This is a genomic window from Streptomyces subrutilus, assembly GCF_001746425.1.
Taxonomy (GTDB): Bacteria; Actinomycetota; Actinomycetes; order Streptomycetales; family Streptomycetaceae; genus Streptomyces; species Streptomyces subrutilus_A.
Map to the genome: position 1 here is coordinate 3,600,178 of NZ_MEHK01000001.1, position 19,392 is coordinate 3,619,569.

General features: G+C 71.3%; 19 protein-coding genes. 5 read left to right on the forward strand and 14 right to left on the reverse strand.

What is annotated here, in order from left to right; genetic code table 11:
• Positions 1-60 precede the first annotated feature (60 nt).
• From fbaA to BGK67_RS17170, 6 genes are all read right to left on the reverse strand, one after another.
• Positions 61-1,083, reverse strand: a complete 1,023-nt coding sequence (gene fbaA / locus BGK67_RS17145) for a class II fructose-bisphosphate aldolase (RefSeq protein ID WP_069920910.1) — start codon at positions 1,081-1,083, stop codon at positions 61-63.
• A gap of 253 nt (positions 1,084-1,336) precedes the next feature.
• On the reverse strand, positions 1,337-1,876 hold the full coding sequence (gene pyrE / locus BGK67_RS17150) for an orotate phosphoribosyltransferase (protein WP_069920911.1): 540 nt from the start codon (positions 1,874-1,876) through the stop codon (positions 1,337-1,339).
• 21 nt (positions 1,877-1,897) lie between these two features.
• Complete coding sequence (locus BGK67_RS17155) at positions 1,898-2,683, reverse strand: aldose epimerase family protein (RefSeq protein ID WP_069920912.1); 786 nt, start codon at positions 2,681-2,683, stop codon at positions 1,898-1,900.
• Positions 2,684-2,703: 20 nt separating this feature from the next.
• Positions 2,704-3,750, reverse strand: coding sequence for an SRPBCC domain-containing protein (locus BGK67_RS17160; protein ID WP_069920913.1), 1,047 nt, complete (start codon positions 3,748-3,750; stop codon positions 2,704-2,706).
• A 32-nt stretch (positions 3,751-3,782) separates the two neighbouring features.
• Positions 3,783-5,426 carry a polyamine aminopropyltransferase gene (locus BGK67_RS17165; RefSeq protein WP_079154237.1) on the reverse strand — a complete coding sequence of 548 codons (1,644 nt, stop codon included), beginning with the start codon at positions 5,424-5,426 and terminating at the stop codon, positions 3,783-3,785.
• Positions 5,427-5,652: 226 nt separating this feature from the next.
• Positions 5,653-6,204 carry a DUF2617 family protein gene (locus tag BGK67_RS17170; RefSeq protein ID WP_069920914.1) on the reverse strand — a complete coding sequence of 184 codons (552 nt, stop codon included), beginning with the start codon at positions 6,202-6,204 and terminating at the stop codon, positions 5,653-5,655.
• A 303-nt stretch (positions 6,205-6,507) separates the two neighbouring features.
• On the opposite strand from BGK67_RS17170, the gene BGK67_RS38910 reads away from it, so the two are divergent.
• The 3 genes from BGK67_RS38910 to BGK67_RS17190 all read left to right on the forward strand — a co-directional run bounded on the left by BGK67_RS38910 (position 6,508) and on the right by BGK67_RS17190 (position 9,423).
• Positions 6,508-6,687, forward strand: a complete 180-nt coding sequence (locus tag BGK67_RS38910) for a hypothetical protein (protein WP_069920915.1) — start codon at positions 6,508-6,510, stop codon at positions 6,685-6,687.
• Positions 6,688-6,903: 216 nt separating this feature from the next.
• A complete protein-coding gene (locus tag BGK67_RS17180) occupies positions 6,904-8,094 on the forward strand; it encodes a pyridoxal phosphate-dependent aminotransferase (RefSeq protein WP_432215459.1) in 1,191 nt (396 codons plus the stop codon).
• 138 nt (positions 8,095-8,232) lie between these two features.
• Positions 8,233-9,423 (forward strand): glycosyltransferase family 39 protein, encoded by a 1,191-nt coding sequence (locus BGK67_RS17190; protein WP_208948709.1) that lies wholly within the window; start codon positions 8,233-8,235, stop codon positions 9,421-9,423.
• Positions 9,424-9,432: 9 nt separating this feature from the next.
• Here BGK67_RS17190 and BGK67_RS17195 read toward each other — a convergent pair whose 3' ends face one another.
• Positions 9,433-9,972, reverse strand: a complete 540-nt coding sequence (locus tag BGK67_RS17195) for a type III secretion system chaperone family protein (protein WP_069920918.1) — start codon at positions 9,970-9,972, stop codon at positions 9,433-9,435.
• Positions 9,973-10,085: 113 nt separating this feature from the next.
• The gene (gene clpB, locus BGK67_RS17200; protein ID WP_069920919.1) at positions 10,086-12,686 is read right to left on the reverse strand and encodes an ATP-dependent chaperone ClpB; all 2,601 of its coding nucleotides are present in this window, start codon (positions 12,684-12,686) and stop codon (positions 10,086-10,088) included.
• A gap of 135 nt (positions 12,687-12,821) precedes the next feature.
• Here clpB and BGK67_RS17205 point away from each other — a divergent pair, with 135 nt between their 5' ends.
• Positions 12,822-13,226, forward strand: coding sequence for a pyridoxamine 5'-phosphate oxidase family protein (locus tag BGK67_RS17205; RefSeq protein ID WP_069920920.1), 405 nt, complete (start codon positions 12,822-12,824; stop codon positions 13,224-13,226).
• 187 nt (positions 13,227-13,413) lie between these two features.
• Here the strand turns inward: BGK67_RS17205 and BGK67_RS17210 are convergent, their stop codons facing one another.
• Complete coding sequence (locus tag BGK67_RS17210) at positions 13,414-13,728, reverse strand: Rieske (2Fe-2S) protein (RefSeq protein WP_069920921.1); 315 nt, start codon at positions 13,726-13,728, stop codon at positions 13,414-13,416.
• The gene (locus BGK67_RS38320) at positions 13,728-13,964 is read right to left on the reverse strand and encodes a hypothetical protein (protein ID WP_141754026.1); all 237 of its coding nucleotides are present in this window, start codon (positions 13,962-13,964) and stop codon (positions 13,728-13,730) included. The genes BGK67_RS17210 and BGK67_RS38320 overlap by 1 nt, the downstream gene beginning before the upstream one ends.
• 84 nt (positions 13,965-14,048) lie before the next feature.
• On the opposite strand from BGK67_RS38320, the gene BGK67_RS17215 reads away from it, so the two are divergent.
• Positions 14,049-15,071, forward strand: coding sequence for a helix-turn-helix transcriptional regulator (locus BGK67_RS17215; protein WP_079154238.1), 1,023 nt, complete (start codon positions 14,049-14,051; stop codon positions 15,069-15,071).
• A 98-nt stretch (positions 15,072-15,169) separates the two neighbouring features.
• Here the strand turns inward: BGK67_RS17215 and BGK67_RS17220 are convergent, their stop codons facing one another.
• From BGK67_RS17220 to dnaK, 4 genes are read right to left on the reverse strand one after another with little or no spacing between them, the layout of a single operon-like run.
• Positions 15,170-15,634, reverse strand: coding sequence for a heat shock protein transcriptional repressor HspR (locus tag BGK67_RS17220; protein ID WP_069920923.1), 465 nt, complete (start codon positions 15,632-15,634; stop codon positions 15,170-15,172).
• A 2-nt stretch (positions 15,635-15,636) separates the two neighbouring features.
• A complete protein-coding gene (dnaJ, locus tag BGK67_RS17225) occupies positions 15,637-16,818 on the reverse strand; it encodes a molecular chaperone DnaJ (protein WP_069920924.1) in 1,182 nt (393 codons plus the stop codon).
• Between the two features lie 39 nt (positions 16,819-16,857).
• On the reverse strand, positions 16,858-17,514 hold the full coding sequence (gene grpE / locus BGK67_RS17230) for a nucleotide exchange factor GrpE (RefSeq protein WP_069920925.1): 657 nt from the start codon (positions 17,512-17,514) through the stop codon (positions 16,858-16,860).
• Entirely contained in the window at positions 17,514-19,364 is a 1,851-nt protein-coding gene (dnaK, locus tag BGK67_RS17235) for a molecular chaperone DnaK (RefSeq protein WP_069920926.1), read from the reverse strand. Before dnaK ends, grpE begins: the two co-directional genes overlap by 1 nt.
• Positions 19,365-19,392 lie beyond the last annotated feature (28 nt).

Sequence of the window (19,392 nt, forward strand, 5' to 3'; positions counted from 1 at the left end):
CCGGGCCCTTCACCGCGAGCGGTGTGCGCGTACGCGTACCGAACGTACGCGCGCGAGCGCCTACTTCAGCTTGGTGCCCGTGGAGCGCAGGTTGGCGCAGGCCTCGGTGACGCGCGCGGCCATGCCGGCCTCGGCGGCCTTGCCCCAGGTGCGGGGGTCGTACTTGGACTTGGTGCCGACCTCGCCGTCGACCTTCAGCACACCCGCGTAGTTGCTGAACATGTGGTCCACGACGGGGCGGGTGAAGGCGTACTGGGTGTCGGTGTCGAGGTTCATCTTCACGACGCCGTTCTCCAGCGCGGTGGCGATCTCCTCGGCCGTGGAGCCCGAGCCGCCGTGGAAGACGAAGTCGAACGGCGAGGCCTTGCCGTACTTCTCGCCGACACCGGCCTGGAGGTCCTTGAGGAGCTCGGGACGCAGTACGACGTTGCCCGGCTTGTAGACGCCGTGCACGTTGCCGAAGGAGGCGGCCAGCAGGTAGCGGCCCTTCTCGCCCAGGCCCAGCGCCTCGGCGGTACGGATCGCGTCCTCGACGGTGGTGTACAGCTCGTCGTTGATCTCGTGGCTGACGCCGTCCTCCTCGCCGCCGGTCGGGGTGATCTCGACCTCGAGGATGATCTTCGCGGCGGCGGCCTTGGCGAGCAGCTCCTGGCCGATGGCCAGGTTGTCGGCCAGGGTCTCGGCGGAGCCGTCCCACATGTGCGACTGGAAGAGCGGGTTGAGGCCCTTGGCGACGCGCTCGGCGGAGATGTCGAGCAGCGGACGTACGTAGCCGTCCAGCTTGTCCTTGGGGCAGTGGTCCGTGTGCAGCGCGACCGTGATGTCGTACTTGGCGGCGACGATGTGCGCGAACTCGGCCAGGGCGACCGCGCCGGTGACCATGTCCTTGTTGTACTGGCCACCCAGGAACTCCGCACCACCGGTGGAGATCTGGATGATGCCGTCGCTCTCGGCCTCCGCGAAGCCGCGCAGCGCAGCGTGCAGGGTCTGGGACGAGGTCACGTTGATGGCCGGGTAGGCGAACTTGCCTGCCTTCGCCCGGTCGAGCATCTCGTTGTAGACCTCGGGGGTTGCGATGGGCATCTGTCCGCTCCTTGGATGTGCGGGGAGTGTGCTTATTGCGGGCCCTGACCTGGGGGCGACGTCATCGTCGCACCCATCTTTCCAGACTCCGCCCGACACTCCACCCCCGCTGTCGGCCACTACGGCCGGAACCGGCCGGGATGTTTCACGTGAAACATCCCGGCCGCCCGAAAAGCAGCAGGTCAGAGCTTGATCCGGGACGCAAGAGACCTTCGGCCCCAGTTGTGCGGGGGCGGTGTCCGGGCGCCGGTGGCTAGGAGAGGCCCAGGTCCTCGAGGCGGTAGCCGGTGAGGTAGGGAAGACCCGCCTCGGCGATGGCTCCGGCCGCGCCGCGGTCGACGATCGTGGCCACGGCCACGACCTCGCCGCCGGCCTCGCGGACCGCCTCGACGGCGGTCAGCGGGGACCCGCCGGTGGTGGAGGTGTCCTCGACGACCAGGCAGCGCTTGCCCTTGACGTCGGTGCCCTCGATGCGGCGCTGCATGCCGTGGGCCTTCTGCGCCTTGCGGACGACGAAGGCGTCCAGTCGCCCGCCGCGCGCGGCGGAGGCGTGCAGCATCGAGGTCGCGACCGGGTCGGCGCCCAGGGTCAGACCGCCGACGCAGTCGAACTCGAGGTCGGCGGTGAGGTCGAGCATGACCTGCCCGACCAGGGGGGCCGCCTCGCCGTCGAGGGTGATCCGGCGGAGGTCGATGTAGTAGTCGGCCTCCCGGCCGGAGGAGAGGATCACCTTGCCGTGCACGACGGCCTTGTCCTTGATCTGCTGCAGAAGCTCATCGCGTACGTCGCTCATGCCCCTGAGCTTAATTCGGCTCTACGGGAGCCGCCGCCACGTCCACGTGGTGGCGACCTCCAGCGGGTCGACGGGGGTGACCAGGCGCGGGAGGGTGTTCAGCCCGTTCGGCGGACCGGACTGCGGTTCCACGCAGACGGCCTCGGCCTCCTCGTCGTAGACGACCACCCATTCCTCGCGGCTGGTGACCTTGAGCTCCAGCGCGCCGGGCCAGGTGAGGGTGACGTCGACGCCGTGCGGCATGCCGAAGCAGTCGTCCCAGGGGCCCGGCTTCGGGTCGGTGCGGTGGCCGGTGGGGAGGTGGTCGTCGCCGCGCTCCTCCTGCCACTCGGGGGCGAAGTCGAGCCGTACGTCCTCGCCGGTGCCGAGGTTGCGGCGGAACCAGGGGTGCCAGCCCGCCTGGGCGGGGAAGGAGTCGCCGTACGTCTCGACCCCCAGGGAGAGCGTCAGCCCGTCGGGGGTCAGCTCGAAGCTCTGGGTGACCCGGCCGGGCCACGGCCACGGGTCGGCGAGGTCGAAGACGAACGCCGCCTCGGTGTCCGTGAGCCGGCCCCTGCGCCAGGCGGTGTCGCGGCCGAGGCCGTGGATGGCGTGCGGGGGGTGGTTGAGCGGCAGTTGGTGGACGACGGCGCCGTCACGGAACCGCCCGTTCGCGGTGCGGCCGCACCAGGGGACCATCGGGAAGGCCCCGAAGTGCGGGCCCTGGCGCAGCAGCTCGGTCCCGTCGACCCGCAGGCTGCTGATCCGGCAGCCGTTCTCCTGGTCGATGGTCAGCTCGGCCCCGCCGACGCTCAGTTGCGTACTCATGCGGTCGAGAGTAATAGGGCTCAGCGGCGACGGCGCAGGGCACGGCCGATGGCGATCGCCGAGGCCACGGCCAGGGCGGCGGCGGGGGCGAGCCAGCGGAGGCTGTCGCCGGCGGAGGTGTTGGCGGGTGCGGGGACGGGGGCGTACCGGCCGCGCGGGGGCGCGTGGTCCACCTCCTCGGCGCTGCGGCCGATCATGGTGCGGCGGGCGTGGGCGGCCTCGGCCGGGGGCCGCGGGAGGTCGCCGAGGTCGTCGAGCCCGTCGGCCAGGAAGGGGTCCAGGGAGGGCGGCGGCACGTCGGTCTCGAAGACCGAGGCGGTGACCTCGGTGATGTCGTCGTCCTCGGACCCGTCGGCCCCGCCGGCTTCGTCCTCCTCGGCGTCCGCCACGGGATCGCTCACTTCGGGGGCGGCGGCTCCGGCGGACTCGGCAGGTCCGGTGGACTCGGCAGGTCCAGGGGACCCGGCAGGTCCGGTGGACTCGGCAGGTCCGGCGGACTCCGCAGCTCCAGCGGGCTCGGCAGACCCGGCGGCCTCGCCGGACCCGGCAGACCCGGCGGCCTCGCCGGACCCGGCGGCTCCGGCGGCCGCGCCGGACCCGGCCGACCCGCCGGACCCGGCCCCCGCCGCCCCGCCGTCGGCCGCCTCCGCGAGGCGCTCGGCGGTCTGGTCGAGCAGCCGTCGCACAACGGTGGCGGTGGCCTCGGCGGGGAATCCGGCGGCGCGTCCGTCGGCGGTGGCCCCGGCGGTGAAGTCGAGGCGGGTCCGGTCGTCCCCCTCGGGGGTGAGCCGCAGCGCGAGGGTGAGCTTGACCGTCCCGCTGCCCCGGACCTCGGTGCCCTCGCCGTCGACGGCGAAGTGGCCGGGATCCCGTTCGGTGACGGAGAAGGCGCCCCGGTAGGTCACGGTGTGCCCGCCGACCCGGACCTTCAGCCGGCCCGAGAGCGGTCCGGACTCGGTGTCGGCGTCCTGCTGGAGCCCCGGCACGCACCGGGCCGTCCGGACGGGGTCGCGCAGCACGGCGCGGAGACGGTCTGCCGGTACCGGAACGAACGTCTGATGCTCCATGCGGACGAGCCTACCGACGAGACCCGCACGGGTCACGAATACCGCGGGTGCGGCAGCGTCGACGGCGGAAGTCCCGGCATCCGGGTGCGCTCGGCGTCGCGTGCGGCGTCCTGGAGCGAGTGCGTCGACAGCGAGCGCAGCGCCGGCGCGTCGTGGTCCACCTTCAGCGGCGGCGCCTGTTCTCGGGAGGCCAGTACGAAGCCCCAGTCCTGCGGGGGCGCGCCGCTGCCGGCGAGAGGGGTGCGGTCAGGTCCGGCGGTGAAGCCCGCCAGGCGGCCGCCCGCGCTGTAGGGGGAGGTGCGCAGGCCGGCCGCGCGCAGGGTGGACTCGACGGTCCAGTAGCTGTGCGGGCGCGTGGCCATCGGTCCGGCGTGCACGGCGATCCGGCCCCCGGGCCGCAGGGCCCGCGCGGCCAGCCCGTAGAACTCCTGCGAGTACAGCTTCGTACTGGGGGTGATGCCGGGGTCGGGAAGGTCGGAGACGATCACGTCGAAGCGGTCCCGGACGGCCGGTCCGCGCAGCCAGCGGAAGGCGTCCTGCGTGACCACCCCGAGCCGCGGGTCCTCGTACGCGCCGGCGTTGAGCGCGGAGAGCATCGGGTCGGTGCGGGCGAGCCGGACCACGCCGGGGTCGAGTTCGACGACGGTGACGGAGGCGACGTCGCGGTAGCGCAGCACCTCGCGGGCGGCGAGCCCGTCACCGCCGCCGAGCACCAGGACCCGGATGTGCGGGCCGGTCATGGCGGGGTGGACGAGGGCCTCGTGGTATCGGTACTCGTCGTAGCCGCTGACCCGCAGCCGGCCGTCGAGGTACAGGTCGAGGGAGCGCGGGGAGCCGGTGCCGGGCCCGGTGAGCACGAGTTCCTGCACCCCGGTCCGAACGGCGACCCGTACCTCCTCGCCGTAGACGGCGCCCCGGGCGACCCGCTCGAAGTCGTCGGCGAGGACCGTCGCGCAGGCGAGCACGGACAGCACCGTCACGTTGGCGGCGACCAGCGTCCAGCGGGCGCGCCGGCTCAAGTCGCGGCGGAACAGCCAGAGCACGAGCCCGCCGCCGACGACCGCGTTGACCGTGCCGGTGAGCATGGCCCCGGTGAGCTGGCCGAGCACCGGCAGCAGCAGGAAGGGGAAGGCCAGGCCGCCGACCAGGGCGCCCACGTAGTCGGCGGCGAACAGGTCGGCGACGGCCCCGCCCGCGTCCTGTCTGCGGATGCGCTGGATGAGGGTCATCAGGAGCGGGATCTCCGCGCCGATGAGGACGCCGATGGCGAAGGAGAAGGCGACGAGGGCCGGCCGGGATTCACCCAGCCAGGCGAAGCTCGCGTACAGCGCCATGGCCGAGAGCCCGCCGAGCAGCGCGAGCCCGGCCTCGATGGCGGCGAAGCCGAAGGCGGGGCGGTGCCGCAACCGTTTGGCGAGCAGGGAGCCGACGCCCATGGCGAAGACCATGACGGACAGCACGACCGACGCCTGGGTGACGGAATCGCCGATGAGGTAGGTGCCGAGGGCGAGCAGCTCCAGTTCGTACACGAGCCCGCAGGCGGCGCAGACGAACACGGTGGCCAGCACGAGGAGTCGGCCGGTCCGGGGCCGTACGGGCAGGGCGGCCGTGACGGTCGCCGCGCCGCGCGGCTCCGGAGCGGGGAGCACCCGGCGCGGGACAGAACGGTCGATCATGCAGCGAACCGTACGTCACCACCCTCTCGCATCCGGTCACCCACATGGGTGCAAGTGGCGCACCGAATCGGCCAGTTGGCGTAATCCGACGGCGCCGTCCGCGCCCCTCGAACCGCTGCGGCACAAGGGGTGCACGGGGTGCACCGGGTGAACGGGGGTGCACGGGGTGCACGGCGTGCACGGGGGGGGCTGCCCCGGCGCGTTTCCCCCGTGCCGCGACCGGATGCTAGAGCACCGCGTGCGTCTGCAAGGGGGCGACCACGGCGACGGCGCCCGCGCGTACGCCGACCCGGGTCCTGGTGGCCACGAGCTGCCCCTCCTGCGGATAGGCGTGCCAGGTCCGCCAGCGCACCTGGCCCTCGTAGTGCTGCGCCAGCATGGCGGTGAAGGCGTGCGGACTGCCCGGGAAGGTGCCCGCCAGTCCGTTCGGGTGGTCGGCGACCAGTGCGAGCAGCTCCTGCGCCCGGCCCGCGAAGGAGCCGCGGGACAAGGTCTCGACCCGGGCGGCGAACTCGTACTCCCAGTCGCCCACCCGCTTGGCCACGCCGAGCGGCAGCGGTGTGCTGCTGCCGGGCATACAGGCGACCGTCTCCGAACAGAGCACGTCCCCCTCCTCCAGGAGCACCTGGTGAGAAGCCCCGAGCAGGCGCAACTCCACCTTCGCACCCGACAGTTCGAGGTTCAGTACGGCCAGGGCGGGCAGCCGGTCCCGTCCCAGGGCCCAGGCGAGATCGGCGGCACGCGTGTCGGTGTAGGTGGTCTGGAGGGTCGTGAGCATGAGTCGGCTCCGCAAACGCGCGAGGGAGAGGGACCGGGGCCCGCCAGCGGTGGTCAACGGGTGGGGGGACACCGGCACGGGTCCACAGGAAGTCCAGGGAGGTCCGAGGACTGGTCTACCCAACCGAGGGAATCATGAAAGGCACGGCACTCACAGCGTTTTTACCCAATCTGACGGGGTTTACATCCCCCCGGGGGCTCCACAGTTCACGTGTTCAACCGCGTGTGCCCGCGCGTCGTGATGCGTGCGCGAAGGAGAGGGCGCCCGGCGGAAATCCGCCCGCCGGGCGCCCTCGTCCACGCGGTGCCGGCTGCCCCGTGTCAGCTGGAACCGCCGCACCCCCCGCCCCCGCCACCTCCGCAGGAGGAGGACGAGCCGCAGGAGGACGAGGAGCCGCAGGACGAGCTGCTGCTGCCCGCCGTCCACCAGCTGCTGCTGCTGCTGCCGCCGCCGCTGCCCGAACCTGAGCCGGAACCCGAATAGCCCTGCCGGAACGAACGGATCGCCACGGTCACGACGAAAGCGACGAGCGTAAGCCCGAGCACCCCGAGCACAATGAAGACGAACACCACGTCCGCCCCCTCTCTCACGCCCCGGTCTTCCCGGGGGACGGGATCCCCGCGTCCCGAGTGAGGGTGGGATGCCCGCAGGCCACGCGGCCCAAAGCACACTTGAGCAAGTCCAGAGGTTCCCCTCAGGATGGCGCCCATGAGCGCACCCGTGAGCAGCGACCGCCCCTTCCTCAACCGCCGTCTGGCGGCCTTCGGCACCACGATCTTCGCGGAGATGTCGGCACTGGCCGCCCGCACCGGGTCGATCAACCTCGGCCAGGGCTTCCCCGACACCGACGGCCCCGCCGAGATCGCCGAGGCGGCCTCCCGCGCGGTCCTCACGGGCCTCGGCAACCAGTACCCGCCGGGCCCCGGCGTCCCCGAGCTGCGCACCGCCGTCGCCGCGCACCAGCAGCGCTTCTACGGCCTCGCCTACGACCCCGACACCGAGGTCCTGGTGACGGCGGGGGCCACCGAGGCCATCGCCGCCGCGCTCCTGGCCCTCCTCGAACCGGGCGACGAGGTCATCGCCCTGGAGCCGTACTACGACTCGTACGCGGCCTGCATCGCGATGGCCGGCGCCGTGCGCGTCCCCGTCACCCTGCGCCCGTACGCCGGGGGCTTCACCCTCGACCTGGACGAGCTGCGGGCCGCCGTCACCCCGCGCACCCGCCTGCTCCTGCTGAACACCCCGCACAACCCGACGGGCACGGTCCTGACCCGCGAGGAGCTGAGCGCCGTCGCCGCCCTCGCCGTGGAGCGCGACCTTCTGGTCGTCACGGACGAGGTCTACGAGCACCTGGTCTTCGAGGGATCCCACACCCCCCTGGCCGGCTTCCCCGGCATGCGCGAGCGCACGGTCACCATCTCCTCCGCCGGGAAGACGTTCTCCTTCACGGGCTGGAAGGTCGGCTGGGTGACCGCGCCCCCGGAGCTGGTGACGGCGGTCCGCTCGGCGAAGCAGTTCCTCACCTACGTCTCCTCCGGCCCCTTCCAGTACGCGATCGCCCAGGCCCTCGCCCTGCCCGACGCGTACTACGAGGACTTCCGCGCGGACCTGGCCGCCAAGCGCGACCTGCTCGCCGACGGCCTCGCGGCGGCCGGCTTCGAGGTCTACCGCCCGCAGGGCACGTACTTCATCACCACGGACATCACCCCGCTGGGCGAGAAGGACGGCCTGGCCTTCTGCCGCGCCCTGCCCGAGCGCTGCGGCGTGGTCGCCATCCCGAACCAGGTCTTCTACGACGACAAGTCCGCCGGGGCCACGCAGGTGCGCTGGGCGTTCTGCAAGCGGACCGATGTACTCCGCGAAGCGGTGTCCCGCCTGCGCCGCCTCTAGCCCCGGACCGGGGCGTCGTCGTTTTCCAGGTGTGCTTGCGGGGCGAGCGAGGCCGGTGTGAAGCTGACGGCCTGGAACGTGCCCGAAGCTCTCATCATCGGATGAGCGTACTCACGAAGAGCAGGAAAGTCGGGATACATGGCAACGGGCAGAGTCTCGGTGTCCGCGTCGCCCCTGGAGATGCGCGCCGTCAAGGCGGTGCGGGCCGCCGCGCCGGCGACGGTCATCGCGCTCGGGGTGTTCGCCGCCGTACGCGGCGCCGGGGTGCTGGTCCTCACCCTCGGCTCGTGGTGGGCCGGGAAGGACCCGCTCCGGGTGCTGGGCAGGTCCTGGGACTCCGTCTGGTACCTCGGGATCGCCGCCAACGGCTACGGGCGCACCCAGATGTGGCCCAGCGCCGCCACCGGCACCGGCTCCATCCAGAGCGACTACGCCTTCTTCCCGCTCTACCCGGCGCTGATCAGGCTGGTCGGCTCCGTGCTGCCCGGCGGGCTGCTCCCCGCCGGGATCCTCGTCGCGTGGATCTGCGCCGCCGTCGCCGCCGTCGGCGTGTACCGGATCGGCGAGTGGGTGATCGGGCCGCGCGCCGGGCTGCTGCTCGTCGGGCTGTGGGCGGCGCTGCCGCACGCGGTGGTGCTCAGCCTGGCCTACACCGAGGCCCTGCTGGCGGCGCTCGCCGCCTGGGCGCTCTACGCCCTGCTGCGCGAGCGCTGGATGTGGGCGGCGGGCCTGGCCGTCCTCGCGGGGCTGACCCGGCCGACCGGGCTCGCGGTGGCGGCGGCCGTCTCGGTGATGGCCCTGTACGCGATCCTCACCCGCCGGTCCCGGGCGCCCAAGGTGTGGGCGGCCGGACTGCTGGCCCCCGCGGGCTGGGCGGCGTACGTCGTGGCCGTCGGGCTGCGGGTGCGCGATCCCCTCGGCGGGTACTTCGCCGTGCAGCAGGCCTGGGGCTCGCGCTTCGACTTCGGGGCCGGGGCGCTGCGCTCCGCCGAGCGGGTGCTGACCGGCGGGCACGTGCCGCTGGCCACCACCGTGACGGTGGTCCTGCTGGCCGCGGCCGGGCTGCTGGCGATGCTGCTGGTACTGGACCGCACCCCGCTGCCGCTGCTCGCCTACACGGCGATACTGCTGCTGATCGCCTACGGCGGGGCCGGGTTCTTCGAGTCCAAGCCGCGGTTCCTGCTCCCCGCCTTCCCGCTGCTGCTGCCGGTGGCGGCCGTCATGGCGAGAGCCCGGCCGCGCACCGCCGTCATGGTGACCGCGGGGCTGGCCGGGCTCTCCTACGGCTACGGGCTGTACCTGCTGCTCGTGGCCCGGGTACCGCTCTAGGACCGGGTCCTAGCCGTTGCCTTCGCCCTCGTCGCCACCGTCCGTGGAGTCGATCTCCTTCTCCAGGCCGAGCTGCTCCACGAGCCACTTGTCGAACTCGATGGAGGCGCGGACCCAGCTGACCGTGGAGGACACGAAGTGCTCCAGGTTCACGCCGGTGCCGATCAGCATCTGCGCCTCACCGATCAGACGGACGGAGCCGTCGTCGTGCGTGTGGCTGTAGACCTTCGGCCACAGGGTGCGGCGGTTCCAGTCGTCGATCGACTCGAGGAGCTGCGGCTTCTCGTCGATCTTGTGCGGACGGTCGTAGAAGGTCCGCACGGAGAAGACCTGCTGCTCGTCTTCGCCGCGGAACATGAAGTACGTGCGGAACTCCTCCCACGGCGCCGCGAGGTCGCCCTCGTCGTCGACGACGTACTTGAGCTCCATCTGCTCCAGCAGCTGCTTGACCAGATCCTGATCGGGGACGACGGGGCCCGCCGGTCCTGTGGCCTGCGGCTCGGGCTGCTGCCCTCCGAAGTTCGGAATCGAGGCCGGGTCGATGCTCACCGTGTACTTCCCTTCGTGCGGATACCTGCATCCTCCCCCATGCCGCCCACCCCGTGTCCAGCCCGGCGGCCCGCGATCCGCTCCGGGCGGACACGCGGTGGCGGCGGTCGAGGTCAGAGCGCCTTGCCGACCAGCAGGTCTTCGCCCGAGACGTCGACCCGTACGGTGTCGCCGTCCCTGACCTCGCCGGACAGGATCTCCTTCGCGAGGCGGTCGCCGATCGCCGTCTGGATCAGCCGCCGCAGCGGCCGGGCCCCGTACGCCGGGTCGTTGCCCTTGACCGCCAGCCAGGCCAGGGCCTCCGGAGTGACCTCCAGGGTCAGGCGCCGGTCGGCCAGCCGCTTGGCGAGGCGGCCGATCTGGAGCTCGGCGATGTGGGCCAGCTCCTCCCCGCTCAGGGCGGAGAAGACCACGAGGTCGTCGAGGCGGTTGAGGAACTCCGGCTTGAAGGTGGCCCGGACCACGTCCAGGACCTGCTGCTTCTTCTGCTCGGCGGCCGTGGCCGGATCCATCAGGCTCTGCTCGATCAAGAACTGGCTGCCCAGGTTGGAGGTCAGCACCAGGATGGTGTTGCGGAAGTCCACCGTGCGGCCCTGGCCGTCGGTGAGGCGGCCGTCGTCGAGGACCTGGAGCAGGATGTCGAAGACCTCCGGGTGGGCCTTCTCCACCTCGTCGAGGAGGACCACGGAGTACGGGCGGCGGCGGACGGCCTCGGTGAGCTGGCCGCCCTCCTCGTAGCCCACGTAGCCGGGCGGGGCGCCGACCAGGCGTGCCACGGAGTGCTTCTCGCCGTACTCCGACATGTCGATGCGGATCATGGCCCGCTCGTCGTCGAAGAGGAAGTCGGCCAGCGCCTTGGCCAGCTCCGTCTTGCCGACGCCGGTGGGGCCCAGGAAGAGGAAGGAGCCGGTCGGCCGGTCGGGGTCGGCGATGCCGGCCCGGGTGCGGCGCACGGCGTCCGAGACGGCCCGTACGGCCTCGCCCTGGCCGATCAGGCGCCGGCCCAGCTCGTCCTCCATGCGCAGCAGCTTCTGGGTCTCGCCCTCGAGCAGGCGGCCGGCCGGGATGCCGGTCCAGGCGCCCACCACGTCGGCGATGTCGTCGGGGCCGACCTCGTCCTTGACCATGGTGTCCTTCGACACCTCCGCCTCGGCCTCGGTGGCCTCCGCCAGCTCGCGCTCCACCGTCGGGATCTCCCCGTAGAGCAGTTTGGAGGCGGTGTCGAAGTCTCCGTCGCGCTGCGCGCGCTCGGCCTGCCCGCGCAGGTCGTCCAGGCGCTCCTTCAGCTCACCGACCCGGTTGAGGGACTGCTTCTCCTTCTCCCACCGGGCGGTCAGGCCGCGCAGCTCCTCCTCCCGGTCGGCGAGGTCCTTGCGGATCTTGTCGAGGCGCTCCAGCGAGGCCGGGTCGGACTCGTTCTTCAGCGCCAGCTCCTCCATCCGCAGCCGGTCCACCGCACGCTGCAGCTCGTCGATCTCCAGCGGGGAGGAGTCGATCTCCATGCGCAGCCGCGAGGCCGCCTCGTCCACGAGGTCGATGGCCTTGTCGGGCAGGAAGCGGGAGGTGATGTACCGGTCGGAGAGGGTGGCCGCGGCGACCAGGGCGCTGTCGTTGATCTGAACCTTGTGGTGGGCCTCGTAGCGGCCCTTGAGGCCGCGCAGGATCGCGATCGTGTCCTCGACGGACGGTTCGGCGACCAGCACCTGCTGGAAGCGCCGCTCCAGCGCCGGGTCCTTCTCGATGCGCTCGCGGTACTCGTCGAGGGTGGTCGCGCCGACCATGCGCAGCTCGCCGCGGGCCAGCATGGGCTTGAGCATGTTGCCCGCGTCCATCGCCGAATCCCCGCCGGCGCCCGCGCCGACGACCGTGTGCAGCTCGTCGATGAAGGTGATGATCTGGCCGTCGCTGGACTTGATCTCCGCGAGGACGGTCTTCAGCCGCTCCTCGAACTCGCCGCGGTACTTCGCACCGGCGACCATGGCGCCGAGGTCGAGGGAGACCAGCCGCTTGTTCTTCAGGGACTCCGGCACGTCGCCCTTCACGATGCGCTGGGCCAGGCCCTCCACCACGGCGGTCTTGCCGACCCCGGGCTCGCCGATCAGCACTGGATTGTTCTTCGTGCGGCGCGAGAGCACCTGCACGACGCGGCGGATCTCGTGGTCCCGGCCGATGACCGGGTCGAGCTTGCCCTCGCGGGCGGCCGCGGTGAAGTCGGTGCCGAACTTCTCCAGCGCCTTGTACTGGCCTTCGGGGTCGGGGGTGGTCACCCTCCGCCCTCCTCGCGCGTTCTGGAAGGCGTCCAGCAGCTTCTTCGCACTGGCGCCCTGGGCGGAAAGGACCTCGCCGGCCGCGCCGCCCTTGGCGGCGAGGGCGATGAGCAGGTGTTCGGTGGAGAGGTAGTCGTCGCCGAGCTTGCCCGCCCGGGCGTCCGCCTCGGCGAGTACGGCGAGCAGCTCGCGGGTGGGCTGCGGGGGCGCGACCGTGGACCCGGTGACGCTGGGCAGGGCGGCGAGCAGCCGCTCCGCGCCGTCCCGTACGGCGGCCTGGTCGGCGTCGGAGGCCGCGAGGAGGTCGGTGAGGTTCTCGTTGTCCTCGCCGGCGAGGAGCGCCAGCAGCAGGTGCGCGGGGGTCAGGTCGGCGTGGCCGTCCTTGACGGCCCGGCTGGTGGCCGCGTTCAGCGCGTCCCGGCTCTTGTTGGTCAGCTCGGCATCCACGGGTGACTGCTCCTCTCTGGGGGACAGGACTATGACATAAACAACCTATGCAAAGTTGAGTCTATTCCACTCAAGGCGCCCGCCTCAAGGCAGGCGCCGGTTCGCCGGGCGGGTCGGCCCCGTACCCTTCGGGCCATGTCCCATGACGTACTCAACCCGACGCCCGAGTACCTCGCCTTCTGGCGGGAGCGGCACATCTGCACGCTGACCACGCCGCGCCCCGACGGGACGCCCCACGTCGTGCCGGTGGGCGTGACGTACGACCCGGAGGCCGGGCTGGCCCGCGTGATCAGCAACAAGCACAGCAAGAAGGTCCGCAACATCCTGGCGGCGCGGCCGGGCACGGCCCGGGTCGCGGTCTGCCAGATGGCAGGGCGCCGCTGGGCCACCCTCGAGGGGCACGCGGTGATCCGCGACGACGAGGCGTCGGTCGCCGACGCGGTGGCGCGCTACGCGGAGCGCTACGGGCGGACGCCCTCGCCCAACCCCGACCGGGTGGTCCTGGAGATCACCCTGGACCGGGCGATGGGCCGCGCCTGACGGCCGGGCCGGCTCAGGGGCCGGCTCAGGCCGGGCCGCGCCGGGGCCCCGGCGCGATCCGCAACCAAATCTTGTCCGGCCGGCGAATGGACGCGGACATCACAACGGCGCCATCGTGGTCAGGTCCACGACGGCGCCGTTGTGTGGGGGTAGCACCTGAGCGATCTGCAACGACGGGGGAATCGCGTCAGGCACTGCGGGGGGTGGCGGTGGTGATATCAGGTTCGAAGAGCTGGTGGTCTCGCTGATCGAGGTTGACGAAGACCATGCCGTAGCGCACCTCGCAGCGGACGGGCTGCGGCGCGCCGCGGGGGCGGCGCAGGCAGCGGTACGCACGTACGTCCTCGTCCTCCTCGCGCACGATGACGATCGGCTGTCCGAACAGGGTGACCATCAACGAGTCGCCAGGGGGGGGGATGGCCGTGGCGAGGTCGATGAACTGCCAGCCGGAGCGGTAGGCGGAGGCCATTTCGCGGCGGAAGCCGCGATCGTCGGGGGTCATCAGGAGACCTTCGCCGGTGTGGTGTTCCAGCCGAGATCAGCGGGAGCCGTGTTCCAGCCCAGATCGGTCTTGCCTACCGATACGACGGGCGTGCTGGTACTGGTACCGGTGTCGGCCTGAACGCTTCCCGCGTCACCGCTGACGGCGACGACTGCCCCATGGACCGCAACGACGGAGAAAACAACGGCAAGCACCGAGCGAAGCATTCTCTTATACATGGTCGGCTTCGTCCTCACTTGATGGAATCCTCTCCCCCGCGTGACTGACGATGGCTTATTCAGGCACGTCAGTGCCACAGGGACGATGCATCATGTTCTTACATGTTCAGGACCCTGGGGGGTGGAGATTTGCCCAAGAGCGACACAAACCCGACACATCCCCACCCGGTCACAGCCATGTGCCCCGAGGGAGCGCGGCTCTACGCAGCCGCGCTGAGCACCGGCCGCGTCTCCCGCGGCGAGGTGGAGAACGCCCCCTGCCTGCTCGAATTCGCTCTGCTGAGGCCTGACCCTGACGACGCGAACCAACTGCGCGCGGTTCCCCCGTCCGTTGCCCTGACCCAGCGGCTCCATCCGCTGGAGCGTGAGATCCGGGACCGGAGACGGAGCGCCGTAGATCTCGCCGACGCGTTCGAGCCGTTCCTGACCATCAGCGCCCAGAGCCCCGCGACCACCCACGCCATCACCGTGCTCGAGGGCTTCGAGCAGATCAACGCGGCCCTCGACCTGGCCACCGCCGAGTGCCACACGGAGGCGCTGACCGTCCAACCGGGCGGAGCCCGGCCGAGCTTCATCCTCACGGAGGCACTGGAGCGCGCTGCACCGCTGCTCAACCGGGGGGTGAGCATCCGCACGCTCTACCAGCACACGGTACGGCACAGCCAGGGCACGCTCGCCTACGTGGACCGGATCTCCACGGGGAAGGTGGAGATCCGCACCCTCGAGGAGCTCATCGAGCGTCTCATGATCTTCGACCGTACGGTGGCCTTCATCCCGGCGAGCGACGACCGGACGGTGGCGCTGGAGCTGCGCCACCCGGGGCTGGTCGACTACCTCATCAAGGTCTTCGAGCAACTGTGGCGCAGGGCCGTGCCGTTGAGCGAGGAAGTGACCTACACGCATGCTCCGGACGGCGTCTCGGGCGTGCAGCGCACGATCGCCCAGCTGCTGGTCGAAGGGCACGTGGACGAGGCCATCGCGCGCCGTCTGGGGATGAACGTACGCACCTGCCGGGCGCACATCGCCAAGCTGGCCGCCTATCTGGGCAGCGGCAGCCGCGCCCAACTCGGCTTCCTCATCGCGCAGTCCGGCATCCTCGACACCCCGGAGCACGGGCAGCTCTGACTACCCACTGTCGGCCCGCACAAACGGAAGGCCCCCACCCGGTTCCGGGCGGGGGCCTTCCGTGAGGCCGCGCTGGCTGAAAACAGTCGGTCCGCGCGTCAGTCCAGCGGGCGCTTGGGGCGCCAGACGACCAGGGCGTTGCCGGGCTGCGGGGGCTGGTACGGAACCAGGTCCCGCCGGTACGAGGCGTGCACCTGGGCCTCGCGAGCCCGGAGCGTGGCAGCCGCGCCGTCCACCGCCGCGGAGAGCTCGGCCACGCGCTGCTGGAGCGCGGCGACCTGGTTCTCCAGCTCGATGATCCGCTTGATGCCCGCCAGGTTGATGCCCTCGTCCTGCGACAGCGCCTGCACCGTGCGGAGCAGTTCGATGTCGCGGGCCGAGTAGCGCCGGCCGCGGCCGGCCGTGCGGTCCGGGGAGACCAGGCCGAGGCGGTCGTACTGGCGGAGGGTCTGCGGATGCAGGCCCGAGAGCTGGGCGGCCACCGAGATCACGTAGACCGGGGTCTCGTCGGTGAGCTGGTAGCCCCCGCCCAGGCGGGAGGACTGTCGTCGGCGGCCGTCCATGGTCATGCTCCCTTCGCGGACTCGAACAGCGCGGTGCGCGGGTCCTCGGACTCCGTCGCCTCGCGGTACATCTCCAGCGCCTCGCGGGCCTTGTCCGACAGCTCGGTGGGGACCGCGACCTCCACCGTCACCAGCAGGTCGCCGCGGGTGCCGTCCTTGCGGACCGCTCCCTTGCCGCGGGCCCGCATGGTACGGCCGTTGGGGGTGCCCGGCGGCAGCTTCAGCGTCACCGAGGGGCCGTTCAGGGTCGGAACCTTGATCTCGGCGCCCAGGGCCGCCTCGGCGAAGGTCACCGGGACGGTCACCGTCAGGTTGTCGTCCTTGCGGCCGAACACCGGGTGGGAGTCGACGTGCACGACGACGTACAGGTCGCCGGCGGGACCACCGCGCTCGCCCGGCGCGCCCTTGCCCCGCAGCCGGATCCGCTGGCCGTTGGAGACGCCCGCCGGGATCCGGACCTGCATGGTGCGCGAACTGCGGGCGCGCCCGCTGCCCTTGCAGACCTCGCAGGGGGTCTCCGCGATCAGGCCGCGGCCCTTGCAGTCCGCGCAGGGGTCGGTCAGCGAGAAGCCGCCGCCGCTGCCCCGCGAGACCTGGCCGGTGCCGACGCAGGTCGGGCACACCCGGGGGGTGCCGTTCTTGTCGCCGGTGCCCGAACAGGCCTTGCAGGGTGCCTGGGAGGACATGCGGAGCGGGACCGTGGCCCCGTCCACCGCCTCCGTGAAGGAGAGGGTGACCTCCGACTCGATGTCCTGGCCGCGGCGCGGCTGGGTGCGGGTGCCCGCACCGGGGCCGGCGCCGCGGTTGAACAGGCCGCCGAAGACGTCGCCCAGGCCGCCGCCGAAGCCGCCGGCCGCGCCGCCCGGCTGCGAGCCGCCGAAGAGGTCGCCGAGGTCGAAGTTGAACGAGCCGCCGGCCCCGCCCGGTCCGGGGCGGAAGCCGCCGTTGCCGAACAGGGCCCGCGCCTCGTCGTACTCCTTGCGCTTCTTCGCGTCGCCGAGGATGTCGTTCGCCTCGGAGATCTCCTTGAAGCGCGCCTCGGCCGAGGCGTCGCCCTTGTTGGCGTCCGGGTGGAACTCGCGGGCGAGCTTCCGGTACGCCTTCTTGATCTCGGCCTCGGTGGCGTCCTTCTGGACACCGAGGACCTTGTAGTAGTCCTTCTCCACGAAGTCCTTCGTGCTCATCCCCGGTGTCCCTCCTCTCGTACTGCTACCGGTTCAGCTTCAGCCCTTGTCGGGGGCATCCGCGTCCTTGTCCGACGACGCCTCGCCGGACTCGGACTTGGGGGCCGCGCCCGGCTGGGGCTCGGCCACCGCGACCCGAGCGGGGCGGATCGTACGCTCGCCGATGCGGTACCCCGGCTGCAGGATCGCCACGCAGGTCGTCTCGGTGACGTCCGGCGCGTACGAGTGCATCAGGGCCTCGTGGATCGTCGGGTCGAAGGGCTCGCCCTCCTTGCCGAACTGCTGCAGCCCCATCTTGGCCGCGGCGGTCTCCAGCGATTCGGCCACCGACTTGAAGCCGCCGACCAGCTCGCCATGTTCCCGCGCCCGGCCGATGTCGTCCAGGGTCGGGAGCAGCTCCGTCAGGAGGGACGCGACCGCGATCTCCTTGACGGCGATCCGGTCCCGCTCCACCCGGCGGCGGTAGTTCTGGTACTCCGCCTGGAGCCGCTGGAGGTCCGCGGTGCGCTCACCGAGCGCCGTACGGGCCTGGTCCAGCTGCGCGAGCAGCGCCACGTCCTGGCCGGCGGCCTGCGTTCCTTCGTCCCCGGCCGGGGCCGCCTCCTCCTTGGCGGAGTCGGCGGCCTCCGGCTCGTCGGGCGTGCCGTCGACGGGGACTTCGGGCTTCTCCTCGAAGCCCGGGGTCTCCTCCGACATCAGGCAGCGCCACCCTTCGGCTTCTCGTCGTCGACGATCTCGGCGTCGACGACGTCGTCGTCGGCCTTGGCCTGGCCCGCGTCACCGGGGGCCGCACCGGCGGCGCCCTGAGCGGCCTGGGCGTCGGCGTAGATGGCCTGGCCGAGCTTCTGGCTGACCGCGGCGAGCTTCTCGGTCGCGGTGCGGATCTCGGCGGTGTCCTCGCCCTTGAGCTTTTCCTTCAGCTCGGTGACGGCGGCCTCGACCTCGGTCTTGACCTCGGCCGGGACCTTGTCCTCGTTGTCCTTGACGAACTTCTCCGTCTGGTAGACGAGCTGCTCGCCCTGGTTGCGGGACTCGGCCGCCTCCTTGCGGCGCAGGTCCTCCTCCGCGTACTGCTCCGCCTCCTGGCGCATGCGGTCGACCTCGTCCTTGCCGAGCGAGGAGCCGCCGGTGACGGTCATCTTCTGCTCCTTGCCCGTGCCGAGGTCCTTCGCGGTCACGTGCATGATGCCGTTCGCGTCGATGTCGAAGGAGACCTCGATCTGCGGGACGCCGCGCGGGGCAGGCGGCAGGCCGGTCAGCTCGAACATGCCGAGCTTCTTGTTGTACGCCGCGATCTCGCGCTCGCCCTGGTAGACCTGGATCTGCACGGACGGCTGGTTGTCCTCGGCCGTCGTGAAGATCTCGGACCGCTTGGTCGGGATCGTGGTGTTGCGCTCGATGAGCTTGGTCATGATGCCGCCCTTGGTCTCGATGCCGAGGGACAGCGGGGTCACGTCGAGGAGCAGGACGTCCTTGACCTCACCCTTGAGCACACCGGCCTGGAGGGTGGCGCCGATGGCGACGACCTCGTCCGGGTTGACGCCCTTGTTGGCGTCCTGACCGCCGGTGAGCTCCTTGACGAGCTCGGCGACGGCCGGCATACGGGTGGAGCCGCCGACCAGGACCACGTGGTCGATCTCGGACAGCTGGATGCCGGCGTCCTTGATGACGTTGTGGAACGGGGTCTTGCAGCGGTCGAGCAGATCCGCGGTGAGCTGCTGGAACTGCGAGCGCGTGAGCTTCTCGTCCAGGTGCAGCGGGCCCTCGGCGGAGGCCGTGATGTAGGGCAGGTTGATCGAGGTCTCCGTGGAGGAGGACAGCTCGATCTTCGCCTTCTCGGCGGCCTCGCGCAGGCGCTGGAGCGCCATCTTGTCCTTCGACAGGTCGACGCCGTGGCCGTTCTGGAACTGCTTCACGAGGTAGTCGACGACGCGCTGGTCCCAGTCGTCGCCACCGAGGTGGTTGTCACCGTTGGTGGCCTTGACCTCGACGACACCGTCGCCGATCTCGAGGAGCGACACGTCGAAGGTGCCGCCACCGAGGTCGAAGACGAGAATGGTCTGGTCGTCCTTGTCGAGGCCGTAGGCCAGGGCGGCGGCCGTCGGCTCGTTGACAATACGCAGGACGTTCAGGCCCGCGATCTCGCCGGCCTCCTTCGTCGCCTGGCGCTCGGAGTCGTTGAAGTAGGCCGGGACGGTGATGACCGCGTCCGTGACCTTCTCGCCCAGGTACGCCTCGGCGTCGCGCTTCAGCTTCTGCAGGATGAAGGCGCTCATCTGCTGCGGGTTGAAGTCCTTGCCATCCAGGTTGATCTTCCAGTCAGTGCCCATGTGGCGCTTGACGGAGCGGATGGTCCGGTCCACGTTCGTGACCGCCTGGCGCTTGGCCACCTCGCCGACGAGGACCTCGCCGTTCTTGGCGAAGGCGACGACGGACGGCGTGGTCCTGGCGCCCTCGGCGTTGGTGATGACGGTGGGCTCGCCGCCTTCCAGAACGCTGACGACGGAGTTAGTGGTGCCCAGGTCGATGCCGACCGCACGTGCCATTTCGATTCCTCCAGCTGACTTGAGTGGA